Origin of the sequence: Mycolicibacterium llatzerense (assembly GCF_025331195.1) — a bacterium.
Classification (GTDB): domain Bacteria; phylum Actinomycetota; class Actinomycetes; order Mycobacteriales; family Mycobacteriaceae; genus Mycobacterium; species Mycobacterium llatzerense.
The window spans coordinates 565,163-578,796 of record NZ_LXOV01000016.1; the positions used below are offsets into that span (position 1 = coordinate 565,163).

A 13,634-nucleotide genomic window follows, 5' to 3' on the forward strand; every position below is an offset into this window, starting at 1 on the left:
GATATCTATTCGGATAGCCGGACTCGGGTGACGCTGCGCCGGCTGGTGACGGCCGGCGGTGGGGCGGTGCTCAGCCGCAGGATCAACGCGATCCTTTCGTCTATGCAAACGCCGGCCAGGTCGATGAATTCACGTTGCAGCCTGCCGAGTTCGTCGGCGAACCTGCCGGACAGTTTCTCGAGGTCGGCAGGGTCATGCGCAAACAGCCAGACCGGCGAGATCGGTTGTACGGCCAGGCCGCGCTGCTGCGCGTGTACCCAGACCGACTCGGCGGCCGATCCACCGACGGCATAGTCCCGCAGCGAGCCGCCGGGGACGGTGACGACGGCCAGTGCCGAGCTGCCGGTGACCCGGCTGCGCATCTCATCGCCGAGCGCGTCGCCGGCATTCCAGTCGGCCAGCTGGGCCATCACTTCGGGCCGGCGCAGCAGTTCGAGCATGACCAGACCGCCATCGTCGAAGCCGAGGCTGTGCACATCGATCCCGGCGTCCGGATCGGGATCGCCAGGCCAGCGCAGCTCGGCGATCATCTCCTGATGCAGGTGCGGGGTGAGGAAGCGGATGCGGTCGGAGGCACCCAGAATCTCTGCGGCCGAGGCCAAATCGGCGGAGTCAGTGATGAGCCGCAGGTGCCCACCTTCGCGGTCAGCGGCGCCAGTCAAAGCCCCAGCGACGTCGTCGGTGATCGGCGTGGGCATGCCCTTGTCCCGATTGGTCTCACGGACCAGCACCGCTCCGTACAGGTCCGCGAGGTCCTGCGAGCCGCCGGCGCCGTACCAGAGGGTGGCCTGCAGCGGTGACCACGACCCGCTGGGATGCTCGTCGACGGTGACGGGCCCGAGGACGCCGTGGTGGGCGGCGGCCACCCGCGCGTTGAAAACCGCCGCGCCCACGGCGACAGCACTGCCCCGGAAGCCGACATCGATTGTCGGGCTGTACTGCGGGGCAAGGCAAATGGCGATCTCGTCCTCGCCGGCTTCGATCAACCATGGCTGAACGTTGCCGCCCGACGGGGCGCGCATCGCGGCGACCGCGACCAGACCTGTGACGCTGGAGGCGACGAGTGGTTGTTCCGTCGGCGAGACGGGTCGGGGTGCGGCCATGGCCGGTTCTGTCAACTGGTCGAGGCACGATCCGATGTCGATGCGGCACCGCCCCGAGCGCAGCTCCTCACCAAGCCCGATGCGGCGCACGGCTTCACTGACCGCTGACGCGCCGATGATCACCTCGGAGGCCACCTGCGGCCAGGTGGCCAGGGTGCGTTCGAGCTCGATCAGCGACGCCGCCGTGCGCGGCGAGAGCTTTTCGGCTTCCAGGTGACGCAGGATGTGCGGAATCTTGTCCTTGCTGCTCATGCCCGGCAGTAGGCCGATATCGAGCGGGCCGAGCAGCCCGTGCAGGATCGGGCGGTTGGGCTCGTCGTCGAACCTCTCGACGTCGACGATGCCGCGGTCACTGGTGGCCATCAGTACCGGGATACGTCGGTGCTTGGCGGCGACGCGCACGATCGCCTTGATATCGAGCGAATCACACTCTTCGACAAGGACATTCAGTCCGTCGAGGAAGTCATCGACGGTGTCGGTGGTCAGACCTCCGAGGAATACCTCGACCGGTAGATAGGGGTCGAGTTCGGAGATACGGCGGGCTGCGGCGACTGCCTTGTTGAGGCCGATGTCGAACACGGTGGCCGGTATCCGGTTGAGGTTGGACAGTTCGATGCGATCGAAATCTGCCAGTCGCAGGCGCCCGCAGAGACCTTGGGCGGCCAGGGTGTGAGCGATCACGTGTCCGACGCTCAGGCCGGCGACGCCGACGGTGAGTTCGGCCAGGCGAGTCTGTTCTTCGACGGTGATGCTGTTTCGGTTGCGGTCCAAGCGCAGTGCCTTGAAGCCGACCGGACCCAGGATCGAGACGAGGCTTCGCCGCCACGGGTACCAGGCCCAGCGGCCGGGTTCGTCCAGGAGCGCCGCAGCGGGGCTGGGGCGTAGCCGGCGCAGGTTCTCCAACTCGGTGCCGTGGTGGTCGAGGACCTGGATGTACGGGTCGGATCGAAGTCGACCCAGAGTGGCCGCGTCCGCCGCGTTGGTCGGATCGAGCAATTGCGGGCGGTATTCGTCCGCGTCAGATGGTTGCATTGTCGACTCTCAATTCAGCGCAACGCCCGTCAGCATTGTTTGGGTCGGCTATCCGGTGCGGAGCGGGCCGGACGGGCATTTCATCGGTGTCACCGACCAGCCAGAGGAGAAACGCGTTGATGTGCGCGTTCAAGCACGAATCGACTTGTCCTGCAGCCTCGATCGCCCGCTTGCGCAGTGTTTCGTCGGCGCGATAGATACCGGCAGGCACTCGATGCTGGCTCGGCATTTCCTCACTATTGCATAGGTGGATATCCACCGTCGAGACCGAGAAACGCCAACGCTGCACCACCACTCGGCAGGCTCGACTGCCTGAGGTCTCCGCAGGCTTTACGGGTGTGCACCGGCGCGCATCGGCTGCCGCAGTGTCGGCTTCTTCAAGAGTGCTTCCGTGGCGTCCGCGTCCAGCGGGCCTGACACCAGAGGGCCTTGCGCGTGGCGGTAACCCATGGCGACCAGTCGTTGCGCCGCGGACTCGGTTTCCAGTCCATCAGCGGTCAATTCGAGGCCGAATGCATCGGCCAGGGCGGCGATCGACCGCACGAACAGTTCATTCTCGCCACCACGATCGAGCGTGCGCACAAATTCTCGACCGACCTTCAACGAGTCGATGGGCAGCTCTTTCAAGCTCGGCAGGAAGCTGTATCCGGTCCCGAAATTGTCCAAAGCCAACCGAACCCCAATGCTCTTGAGCGCCAGCAGAATTTGGCCACAGCGCTGTGCCTCGGCGACCAGCAGGTCTTCGGGCAGTTCCAAGCACAGCGCGGCCGCGGGAATGTCGAATTCCGTAAGCGTCGCGGTGAGGTGTTCGGTGAAGCCGTCGGTCACCACCTGGGCAGGGGACAGCTTCACCCGCAGCATCGTCTCGTGCGCCAGTCCCGCGCGGCGCCAGCGCTGGAACTGCGCGCAAGCCAGCCGTAAGACCTCGCGCCCCACGGCGCCACCGAAGTTGGTGGCTTCAGCGATCGGCATGAACTCCTCGCGCAGCAGTGGTCCGCGGGTGGGGTGGTTCCACCGCACCACGGCCTCCACCGCGGCAAGTTCTCCACTCTGCAGATCGACCTCGGGCAGATAACGCAGGAACAGCGCGCCGCTCTCTACGCAGTCATGCAGGTGCACTTCGATGTCGGTTTGGAGCGAATATCGTGCCGCCAGCTCGTCGCTGAACGCGATCACGGTGTTGCCGCCGGCGGTCTTGGCAGCAGTCAACGCATGTTCGGCATACCTGAGCAGGTCGGACACCGAGTCGGTTCCCGGAATCCCAACGGCCACGCCGATGCTCACTCGGTGTCGGATGTAGGTCGAGCCCAGCAGCAGCCGTGCTGCCAGCATCTGGCGCAGCTGTTCGGCGTACTTGTAGGCGTCGGCGAGCGTGGTGGGTACGTTGAGCACCGCGATGATCTCGTCGCCGCCGAGGCGAGCCAGGAATGCCACGTCCGCGGTGTGCTCGCGCAACCGCTGCGTGAGTTCGACAAGAACCCGGTCCCCGGTCTCGTGACCGAGCAGATCGTTGACCGCTTTGAGTTGATCGGGATCGATGTAGAGCGCCGCGACAGGGGCGGGCTGGCCTGCCGCAAGCCGATGCTCGAGGTGGTCGAGCAGACTCCGGCGATTGCGCAGGCCCGTCAGATCATCGTGCTCGGCCAGGTGCCTGGTGGATTCTTGTGCTTCGACCCGCGCCTTGACGTGAGCGAACATGGTGGCGATGACTTTCAGCGCCGTGATCTCGTCGTCTGTCCACGCAAGGTCGCCGTACTTGATGAAGCCCAGTGTGCCCGTTGTGATGAAGCCGTCGGACCCCTCGGTCGTATCCGCAACGTTCATCGGCACGGCGGCTATCGAGACGACGGGGACGGTGGTGCCTTCTTCGATGCGCTGCTGGAATTCATCCGGCTCGGCGCCCGGTCGCAGGATCACGGGCTCTTCGACATGCTCGGCCATCGCGAAGACCGGATCGGCGTCCTTGAAGTACACCGTTCCGATCGGATCAGGGTCCGGGACGTAGGTCCTGATCGGCCACTGAGCGATCAGGATTGTCGCTCGAATGGTGTGATCGTTGTGCCGCAGGAACGCGACGTCCAGCCCGAAATGCGCCGCCACGTCGGTCAGAACCTGCTCGCTGGCAGCGACGTAGTTGTCCGCGTCGGCGGCCATCAGGGTATGGGCCACCCCCTCGACAAGGTGGTTGAGGGCGGTCAGCACTTGATCACGGTAACCAACGAATCGGGTTTACACCCGTCAATTTCGTTCGGCCTCACTGCTTCCGCTGGTAAACCTGCTCAACCCGGGGTCGGGGGCGCCGGACACAAAAAACGGGGCGCCCCGAGTGGGGCGCCCCGAATCTTGTTGCCAGTCAGCGGCTCTGGTGCACGCTGCTGTCGACCTGCGGCGCCTCGGCCCGCGGGTGGATGTCGTTGACCCAGTCGTGGTGCGAGTAGTCCGCCGACGCGGGCGCGGCCAGTCCGAGCACCGCGGCCACCATTCCGTTTGCCACCACTGCGGCCAGTCCGAGCTTCTTCATTGTCCCCAACTCCTTGTATCTGAAGCTTTGATGCCTGGTTCAACGGGACGGGGGATGGGGGTATTTCTGCAGATGGGGTGTTGGCAGCAATTGATCGTTTCTCGGCAGTAATCAGTCGGTAACACGCCCTGTGGATGAATCACGCACTGTGGATAACTGGCTACCGGGCGCCGGATCCGGGGTCTAGGGTGCCTCGTTCTGTCGGTGCCAGTGGTCACGGTAGCGGCATGAACACACCACCACGCATGACCCGGGCCGAGATCGGCGCGCTCGGCGAACAACTCGCGGTCGACCACCTGATCTCGCTCGGGATGACGGTCCTGGCCCGCAACTGGCGCTGCCGGTGGGGTGAACTCGACATCATTGCCACCGAAAAGGGCCACGGTGCAGTCGTTTTCGTCGAGGTGAAGACCCGCACCACCACGGAGTTCGGCGGTATCGAGGAAGCGGTGACTCCCGGGAAGGCCCGTCGCCTGCGCCGGCTGGCCAGTGTGTGGCTCGCCGAGCAGAACGCCCACTGGCCCGACATCCGGATCGATGTGGTCGGCGTGCGCCTCGGCGGCCGGGAGCCGGAGCTGGTGCACCTGAAGGGCATCGGCTGATGGCGCTCGGACGGGCCTACTCGGTGGCCATCCGCGGGCTCGACGGCGTCATGGTCGAAATCGAAGCGGACATCACCTCGGGGCTGCCGGGGGTACATCTGGTCGGCTTGCCCGATGCGGCGTTGCAGGAGTCGCGGGATCGGGTCCGGGCGGCGATCACCAACTGCGGCAACAGCTGGCCGATGTCACGGCTCACTCTCGGGCTGTCGCCGGCCACCTTGCCGAAAGGCGGGTCGATGTACGACCTGGCCATTGCGGCCTCGGTGCTGTCGGCGCATTTGAAGATGCACTGGGCACGGCTCGAAAAGACGGTCCTGCTGGGCGAATTGGCGCTCGACGGTCGGGTGCGCCCGGTCAAAGGGGTACTACCGGCCGTCATGGCTGCCAAGCGTGAGGGGTGGCCATCAGTGGTGGTGCCCGCCGAGAATCTGGCCGAAGCCAGTCTGGTCGACGGCATCGAGGTGTGGGGTGTCCGCACGCTCGGGCAGATGCAGGCGTGGCTCAACGGGAAGGCGGGGCTGGACGAGCGGGTCGACACAACGGCGCCGGCCGCCGACGACAGCGTCGACCTCGCGGACGTGGTGGGGCAGACCCAGGCCCGGTGGGCGGTCGAGATCGCCGCCGCGGGCGCCCACCACCTGATGCTCACCGGGCCGCCCGGGATCGGGAAGACGATGCTGGCTCAACGGCTTCCGGGGTTGCTGCCCGACCTGACCGACGACGAGGCGTTGGAGGTCACCGCCATCCATTCGGTGGTGGGCCTGCTCACCGGAGATACGCCGCTGATCACCCGTCCGCCGTTCGTCGCGCCGCACCACACGTCCAGTGTCTCGGCGTTGGTCGGCGGCGGTTCGGGGATGGCGCGGCCCGGCGCGATCAGCCGGTCACACCGCGGCGTCCTGTTCCTGGACTTAACCGACCTACCTTATTGCCGTTCGTGTCGTTCGTCGAAATGTGTGGTCGGGAAGGTACCGTCTGCTTAACCAAATTCGCATTCAATGTTCGTAACGTCTGCGGTAGGTGGTGGATTGTGGCGGGTCGTCTGGTGGTTGGGCTCCGTGTGCAGGAGATTACGCGAGGTGATGGACGCCGCGCCTATACGATTCTCGATGGCGTCGGCGCGGTTTATGGTGTCGCGGATGGCTACCTGCGCAGGTGCGCCGGTGGCACGGACCGCACATACGCGTATCTGTTGGTTGATCATCTGCGGTGGCTGGAATTCGAGTCTCTGACAACGGAAACGGTGCAGCTGCGGGATTTGCAGCGTTACATGGGTGCCGTCGGCGCGGAGTACCACGGCCCGTTCGGCTGTCCGTGGCGCACCGACAAACGTCCCTATAGCCAGGGCACATTGGAGACGGCCGCGGCCTGCCTAAAAGGTATGTATCTGTACCAGGGCTCGCGAGGCGTACGTTCCGACCTTGCCAAGGAGCTCGAACACACACGACTGCCGACGACAGCAGACCGGCGGCGAATCTTCCTAGGCCACACGGTCAATGAGATGTCATCTAACCCATTGACACCGGCGAAGACGGTGCGACGGCGTCATCCGAAGCTGCCACCGGAGGATGCACGTGGTCATCTTGTAGATGCTGTGTCGAGCGCGCGCGATCGGATGGTGGTGACCTGGTTGGCCGACGGCGGTTTCCGCATCGGCGAATTGTGCGGTCTGCACTTGATAGATCTCCATCTGCGTGAAGGCGCTGGCTGCGGGCAATGCCGGTCGCGGCATGTCCATATCTGTCACCGGGAGACCAACCCGAACGGGGCGCGAGCGAAAACCAAGCACCCGTGGCGAATTGACGGAGGCACCGTGCACGGTGGATTGATCCGGCGTGCCAGTCCGGCCATGGTGCACGCCTATTTCGAGTACCTGACGACCGAATACCCCTCGGATGTGGAGCACGGAATGTTGTTGGTGCAGTTGCACGGAGCCAATCGGGGCGAGCCATTAGCGGCGGCTGCGGTGCGGGGGATGCTGGCACGTGCCAGCAAGCGGGCTGATGTGGGAAAGGTTCGGCCGCATGCGTTTCGGCACCAGTTCGCCACCGATGTGCTCGAGGCGTCGGGCGGCAACAGCATTATTGCGCGTGATGCCGGCGGTTGGGCATCGGCGACGACGGTCGAGCAGGTGTACGGCCACGCCGACATCGACGACCCGACCTTTTCGGCGGCTCTGGACCATGTGTGGGGCCGGACAAAATGATCCCGTTGACCCTGGTACCCGACGAGAGCGAAAGCCGGGCCGCGCGTGACCGTTTGGAGCTACTGACTGCCCTGATCTCGGCGCCGGGGTTCGATCCGCTCTATCGGGACGACGTGATTGTCATCCCGCGCGATCATCTGGTCTATGGGTGGGGGTGTGCGGTCGCCAATTGTGAGCGGCCCCGCCGCAGCCACAGTGCGCGGGTATGTGAACGCCACCATCAGGAGTGGCTGCAGGCTCAGGCTTCGGGTGTCACGTTGGGTGTGTTCGTTGCCGCCGCGCAGCCGTTGACGGCGCGCTTGGGTGCCGGCCTGGAGATGTGTCGAATCTGCAATGATCGGGCTGTTTTTCACCGCGACACGCGGTTGTGCAAGCGCCACTATCAGTCCTGGTGGCGCCGCTTCACCGCGGACGGGGACGCGGATTTCGATCACTGGCTGCAGGCCCAACATTCCTACCCGAGCTACGGGGTTTGTCGGTGCATGGTGTGCTCGGACCCGGCAGCCAGTCCGTTGGGGTTGTGCCAGCAACACGGCGACCGCTACAAACAGGCCGGTAAACCCGGCGGTGCGCGGTTGCCCGACAGTTGGGCGTTGAGTCTGGAGCCCAAAGGTTTGCCGGTACCGGTGTCCTACGACGACCCCATCCTCTTTGGCCAATGGTGTGCGCAGGCTAACCCGGTCTACCGGTCCGGGGTGATCAACCTGATCGGGTTGGCTCCGATGCTCAAGGCCGAATTCCAATGGGGCTTGCACGCGCACTGCCAGGACCGCGATCCCACGGCGTGGGAGGTCTTCGAAATTCAGCGGCTGGTGAACGTCTGCCGGCGGCTAGGTTGTGTGTCGTTGGCCGATCACGACGGGCAGCGATGGACCGACGTCGATGGGAAATCGGTTCTGGACGCCCGTATTTCGCAGATCGGCCGCGAAATCATCGACTCGTTGCGGATGGTGTATTACAGTCCGGCCGATACCCGGGAGGCCGGATTCATCGAGACCCATCATTTCGGCCGACGCTTCCCGGTGTTGCGCAGCAAGTTCGATTTGACCACTGTTCCGCAACGCTGGCTGCGCGATCTGCTGTGGGACCATTTGGCCGAACTGCTGCGATCGGAACGGCCGCCCCGCAGCCGCGGCCCGCTCGACGCGTTGCGCCGCGGGGCCGTGGAACTCGGCGCCTACCTGGAACTCAACGCTGCACAGGGAGGTCACGTCCCGGCGCTGCTGACAGCGCAGGATGCGCAGGGCTTCGTCGCCGATCAGCGTCATCGCGAGCAGCATGGCCTGGTATCGCTGGGCATGGTGCGCCAAGACGGCAAACCCTCGATCGTCACCAACGTGACCCGCCGGCTGGTCTTCAACGCCATCCGCAAATTGCTGTACCGCGCACTGGAATCCGGCCGCGCCGCCGAGATTGAACTCAAGCGCGATTTTATCGTCGAATTCCCGGCCGGTGGCCCTGACCCGAAGACATCCCGCAGTCCGTTCAGCGACGACGTCGCGCAGGCCCTCGCCGATGACACGAATCTCGCGGCGTTCGCGGCTACCTACGATCCTCACGATCGGGGTCTGCGCGATGTGTGGGAAGCCATTGTGGTCACGGGCCGGCGCTGCGGGGAGGTTCTCACGCTGCGGTTGGACTGCATCGGGCGGTATGGGCAGCTGCCGATGCTCTGGCACGACCAGACCAAGGTCGGCAACTACAACGAAGGGATCCGCATCCCCGAACCACTCTTCGTGCGAATCGAAGAACGCCGCACCAAAACGATTGCCAGGTTCGAACGCCGCCACGGCCGCCTGCCCACCCCGGCGGAGCGATCGGTGATGGCGCTGTTTCCCTCCAACGTGCGCAATCGCGCCGAAACCCGCTCGATCTCCTACGGATTCTTCAGCCGTAGCTTCAAGGAATGGGTGGCTGAGTTGGCCCTGCCTCGGACCGTTGCGCACCAGGCTCGCCATACGCTGGCCACCAACCTGCTGCGGGCCGGGGCGAGCCTGGCGCACATCCGCCGGTATCTGGGCCAGGTCAGTGACCGCATGGCTGAGCATTACGTCACTGTGGCCCACTCCGATTTGGAGGACATCCTGGCGTGCGTGTGGGTCACCGGACCGGCCACTGCCAACCCCGGTGAAATGCTGTCCGACGAGCGACCGTTGACCCGCGAGCACGCGATGGCGATTGCCGTCGACCTGTCCCGACGCAGCACACCGGCCGAAGGTGGGTTCTGCACCTTCCAGCCGGTGGTCAATGGTGCGGCCTGCCCCTGGAACCTGGACTGCCACAATTGCGACAAATTTGTTCTGTCGGGCGCGGATCTGCTGTATTGGCGTAGAAAGCAACAGCAATGGCGCTCGATCGCTGAGCGTGCACCCGACGAAGCGACCGCCAACTATCTGCACGACGTCTTCGAACCGACCGCCCGGGCCATCGCCGGACTGGAACGCGCACTAGCTGGCCTTGGCCTGCTTGACGAGGCCCTCAGCCTCGATCTGCGCCGCCCGCAGGACTACTTCCACCGGGTGTGGAGTACGAACTTTCCGGTCGCTGACCTCACCACCCTTGATGGCGCTGACGATCCTGACGGGCAGGAGATCGCCTAACTATGGCAGGCCCCACATCGAGTCGCACCGCGGCCGCGCTACAGTCCCGCCGCACCGCGGCCGCCGCCATGGTCGAGCGTGTGCACGATGCGCTGCGACACATGAAACGCGAACAAATGGACATCACCGCCGCGGCCGTGGCGCGACGCGCAAACGTATCGCGCACATTCCTCTACCAAAATGCGGCAGCACGCCAAGCCGTCGCTGAGGCCATCGCCGAGACGACCGATCGCCATGCACGAGCACAATCCGAGAGAGACAAGCAAACGGCGGCGACATGGCGTGAACGCGCACTCAACGCCGAAGAACAACTCACGTGTCTGAACCGTGAAATCATTAAACAGCGCAACACCATTGGTGACCTCCTCGGCAAAATCCGTGACCTCGAAGCTGACCTACCCGAAGACGGCGTGCAACGGCTGATCACCGAGCGCACCACCCTCAAGCGCCAAATCCAAGACCTCACCCACGAAAAGAACCGACTCAACGAGCGACTCCACGCAGCGCGCGACAACAATCGATTCCTGGATAACCGAATCGCTGACCTCGAGGCTCAACTCATCGACCGATCCGTTGTGCGGGACAACGCTTGACCACCCGTCGATGCGACCAACTCCGGAAATTGGTCTATCGAGGAAGTCGCTGTTCTAATTGGGCCCTAGCCGTGGTCCTCAATGATCAGGGCGACCACTTCGCTGAGATGGGATGAATCGGAGTTCCGTTCTGGCTACGTTGCCAAACGCGTTGTGCTCGATGGAAAGCCCCCCACCGGCCCGGTTCAACGCAAATCGCCGCTACAGCGATGGCTGCATCGCAGGCTCTCGACGTCAGGCATGCATTGCCCGAGGGCATCGTTAATTGATTGAGACAGTCTGTGAGCTTCGCAGCCATATCTGGGTGCGTGCCGGTTTCATCGGTAATTTGGTTCGGTGGTGCTCACGCGAGGAATTGTTCAACTGCCTGTAGTGCGTGATCCTGGTAGCCCAGATTGCCCAATGCGGGATAGATGTACTCCTGGTTGGTGACCGGACCGGTCAGCGTCTTGGCGTGGCTCGCGTAGAACAGCCCAGTTTTGAGTTCGGGATTGGTCAGGGCTTTGACCATCCGTTCGCCGCCCGCAGGCAAAGGATGTGCGAGACCGAATAACGGTGCGACGTACGGAAACACGAACCGCGCGCCGAGCGTGCGTGCGAGCAATCCGCTGTGGTCGAGTGCGCCGGTACCGCTGGTATTGCCGGGGCTCATCGTTAGGAGGCGCAGATTCGGATGGCGGCGTGCTGATGCGGCCATCCAGGCGGCTCCGAGGAACTTTACGTATGCATAGGCGTGCAATGGGTTTCGCGTGCGCCCTTCGAAGAAGGACCCGTCGATTACGGCCGCGTATTCATCAACGGAGTGCTGCTGGAATGCAGGCCGCGGGATTCGTAGCGCGGGTACGCCGCGGGCGGCTTCGCTGCCGGCCAGCACCCCGGTATTGAGGAGTGCTCCCGAGTCAATCAGCGCTGCCAAGAGCGCGGCGTGGCCGCCGATATTATCGGCGAAGATTCTGGTCATGCCTGTATCGGTCCGTTGAAACGGCATGTTGCCTCCGGTGCCTCCGGCGTTGAGCAGGACACCATGGAGAGGATTATCGAGGGCCTGGACCAGGCGCTGTGCAGATTCCGGGTTCGCAGCGTCGAAATCGACGGTGATGAATCGTGTGTAGCCGGTCAGAGCTTGCAGCTCCGATCGTGCTCGCTGCGCCTTGACGCGGTTGCGGCAGGCCAGGTAAATTGGGGTTCCCCTGAAAAAGTGGACACGGTTAGCTTGATTGCTGATTGATCCGTGCGGTGATCTCGAAGTCGATAGGTGAGATCATTCCCAGTGAACTATGCCGCCTGTCATGGTTGTAGTAGCGAAGGTAATTGTCAAGTCCCGCAGCAAGATTCGCATACGTTGTGAAGGCATGCCGCTTGTAGTACTCGTGCTTGACCGTCGACCACAGTGATTCGGACCCGGCGTTGTCCCAACATATGCCGGTGGCCCCCATAGAGCGGCGCAGGCCGTGATCGGAGCAGACTGTGGCCAAGTCGTGACTGGTGTATTGACTGCCCCGGTCCGAGTGCAAGATGGTGCCGGCCACCGACCCGCCGCGGGTGAACACCGCCGCGTCCACCGCCTGCTCGACGAGCTCAGTGCGCATGTGGTCAGCCACCGACCAGCCCAGCACCCGTCGCGAGTGCTCGTCGCGGATCGCGCACAGGTAGGCATCGCCTTCACCGCAGGTCAGATAGGTGATGTCGGAGGTCCATACCGCATCGAGGCGGCCTTGATCGAAGACCCGGCCCACCCGGTCGGGTGGGAAAGACGCCGCCGGGTCGACGACTGTGGTTTTGACCTTGAAGGTGCGCGGGCTGATGCCTTCGATGCCCATCTCGGCCATGATCGCCGCGACGGTGTTGACCGACACCGAGACCCCAGCGGCGTGCAGGTCGGCGGTGATCCGTGGTGAACCGTAAGTGCGTCGGGATTCTTGCCAGTGGGCCAGGATCTTGACCTCGAGATCGCGGCGCCACTGCTGCCGCGGCGTGGGTTCGGTGCGTCGCTGCCGTGCTTCCCAGGCGTAATAGCCCGAGCGTGAGACGTCGAGGAGCTCGGTCAGTGTGGCGATGTCGTGGTCGGCGCACTCCGCGGCGATGAGCTCAAACCGACTCACCGATGTTGCTGTGCCGCAAAGTACGCCGATACTTTTTTCAAGAAGGCGATATCTCGGTCCTTCTCGGCCAGTTCCGCACGCAGCCGCACCAATTCGGCGCGTTCACGGGCCGTCAGATCGCCTTCTGGCGGCCCATGGCGGGCATCGCTGGCCACCCCGTCGCGGACCCTCTCCTGACGCACCCACTTGCCCAGCAGACTCTCGTGCAGGTTCAGTTCGCGGGCCACCTCCGAGACCGGCCGGCCCCTGTCAATCACCCGACGAGCAGCCTCCACCTTGAACTCCGGTGTGAACGACCGACGCGTCCGCGACATATCGACATCCTTCCAGCAGGACACCGTCCCGCTATCTCAGGTGTCCACTGAAACTGGGGAACCTCCAATCGCCGAATAGTTGCCGTGCACCGCCAGTTGGCGGGCTGATTCACGGCCGATTCCAGAGTTGGCGCCTGTGATAAGTACTGCGTTTTGCATACTGGTTCCTTAACGGCTGATGGATGGCGAGACCAGACTACGCACCAACTGTACTTATTAGTACATAGTCCTGCGATGGTCCGCGCACCGAATCGAGACTGCTCCAAAGGCAAGCTCCCATCAGGCGCTCGCGGGGCAGCCGGAGCGTGACAGTCGCCGATGGAAGGTGCGGCTTGCTGTTTGCGATGCTGCCGCGTCGACGAATGCCCACGATGCCATCGAGCTGGACTCTCAATCGAAACGTCCTATCGGACGGGATTTTCCCGGCACTACGTCCACGGACGGGATCGGCATCTCGAGCACTGACTTCTGAATCTGTGACGTCGAGGTCACCGAAATCAACTGCACCGCTTTAACTTCCACAAAAACTCGGTTACCGCATCACTGATCGTTATATACCGA

At 63.8% G+C, this 13,634-nt stretch carries 12 protein-coding genes and 1 pseudogene; 6 read left to right on the forward strand and 7 right to left on the reverse strand.

Annotated elements, in window-relative coordinates:
- Positions 1 to 5: 5 nt before the first annotated feature.
- The 4 genes from A7G45_RS27460 to A7G45_RS27475 form a co-directional block, all read right to left on the reverse strand.
- On the reverse strand, positions 6 to 2,135 hold the full coding sequence (locus A7G45_RS27460) for an Rv1355c family protein (RefSeq protein ID WP_260941494.1): 2,130 nt from the start codon (positions 2,133 to 2,135) through the stop codon (positions 6 to 8).
- Positions 2,122 to 2,364 carry a hypothetical protein gene (locus A7G45_RS27465; RefSeq protein ID WP_260941495.1) on the reverse strand — a complete coding sequence of 81 codons (243 nt, stop codon included), beginning with the start codon at positions 2,362 to 2,364 and terminating at the stop codon, positions 2,122 to 2,124. The genes A7G45_RS27460 and A7G45_RS27465 overlap by 14 nt, the downstream gene beginning before the upstream one ends.
- 101 nt (positions 2,365 to 2,465) lie before the next feature.
- Positions 2,466 to 4,337, reverse strand: a complete 1,872-nt coding sequence (locus tag A7G45_RS27470) for a putative bifunctional diguanylate cyclase/phosphodiesterase (protein ID WP_260941497.1) — start codon at positions 4,335 to 4,337, stop codon at positions 2,466 to 2,468.
- 151 nt (positions 4,338 to 4,488) lie between these two features.
- Entirely contained in the window at positions 4,489 to 4,656 is a 168-nt protein-coding gene (locus A7G45_RS27475; protein WP_260941500.1) for a hypothetical protein, read from the reverse strand.
- 245 nt (positions 4,657 to 4,901) lie between these two features.
- On the opposite strand from A7G45_RS27475, the gene A7G45_RS27480 reads away from it, so the two are divergent.
- From A7G45_RS27480 to A7G45_RS27500, 5 genes and pseudogenes are all read left to right on the forward strand, one after another.
- Complete coding sequence (locus A7G45_RS27480; RefSeq protein ID WP_260941578.1) at positions 4,902 to 5,258, forward strand: YraN family protein; 357 nt, start codon at positions 4,902 to 4,904, stop codon at positions 5,256 to 5,258.
- Positions 5,258 to 6,169 (forward strand): annotated as a pseudogene (locus A7G45_RS27485) (YifB family Mg chelatase-like AAA ATPase); the annotation flags it as partial. The gene A7G45_RS27480 and the pseudogene A7G45_RS27485, both read left to right, overlap by 1 nt.
- A 119-nt stretch (positions 6,170 to 6,288) precedes the next feature.
- Positions 6,289 to 7,464, forward strand: coding sequence for a tyrosine-type recombinase/integrase (locus A7G45_RS27490; protein ID WP_016343846.1), 1,176 nt, complete (start codon positions 6,289 to 6,291; stop codon positions 7,462 to 7,464).
- Between the two features lie 5 nt (positions 7,465 to 7,469).
- Positions 7,470 to 10,064, forward strand: a complete 2,595-nt coding sequence (locus tag A7G45_RS27495) for a tyrosine-type recombinase/integrase (protein WP_205267362.1) — start codon at positions 7,470 to 7,472, stop codon at positions 10,062 to 10,064.
- Between the two features lie 2 nt (positions 10,065 to 10,066).
- Complete coding sequence (locus A7G45_RS27500; RefSeq protein ID WP_029374208.1) at positions 10,067 to 10,657, forward strand: DUF6262 family protein; 591 nt, start codon at positions 10,067 to 10,069, stop codon at positions 10,655 to 10,657.
- A 343-nt stretch (positions 10,658 to 11,000) separates the two neighbouring features.
- On the opposite strand, the gene A7G45_RS27505 is transcribed toward A7G45_RS27500, so the two are convergent.
- On the reverse strand, positions 11,001 to 11,618 hold the full coding sequence (locus tag A7G45_RS27505) for a hypothetical protein (RefSeq protein ID WP_260941504.1): 618 nt from the start codon (positions 11,616 to 11,618) through the stop codon (positions 11,001 to 11,003).
- Here A7G45_RS27505 and A7G45_RS27510 point away from each other — a divergent pair.
- A complete protein-coding gene (locus A7G45_RS27510) occupies positions 11,583 to 11,885 on the forward strand; it encodes a hypothetical protein (RefSeq protein WP_260941506.1) in 303 nt (100 codons plus the stop codon). The two genes, A7G45_RS27505 and A7G45_RS27510, sit on opposite strands and share 36 nt — an antisense overlap.
- Here the strand turns inward: A7G45_RS27510 and A7G45_RS27515 are convergent.
- Positions 11,866 to 12,759 carry an IS3 family transposase gene (locus tag A7G45_RS27515; protein WP_260932168.1) on the reverse strand — a complete coding sequence of 298 codons (894 nt, stop codon included), beginning with the start codon at positions 12,757 to 12,759 and terminating at the stop codon, positions 11,866 to 11,868. The two genes, A7G45_RS27510 and A7G45_RS27515, sit on opposite strands and share 20 nt — an antisense overlap.
- A complete protein-coding gene (locus tag A7G45_RS27520; protein ID WP_260932170.1) occupies positions 12,756 to 13,073 on the reverse strand; it encodes a transposase in 318 nt (105 codons plus the stop codon). The genes A7G45_RS27515 and A7G45_RS27520 overlap by 4 nt, the downstream gene beginning before the upstream one ends.
- Positions 13,074 to 13,634 lie beyond the last annotated feature (561 nt).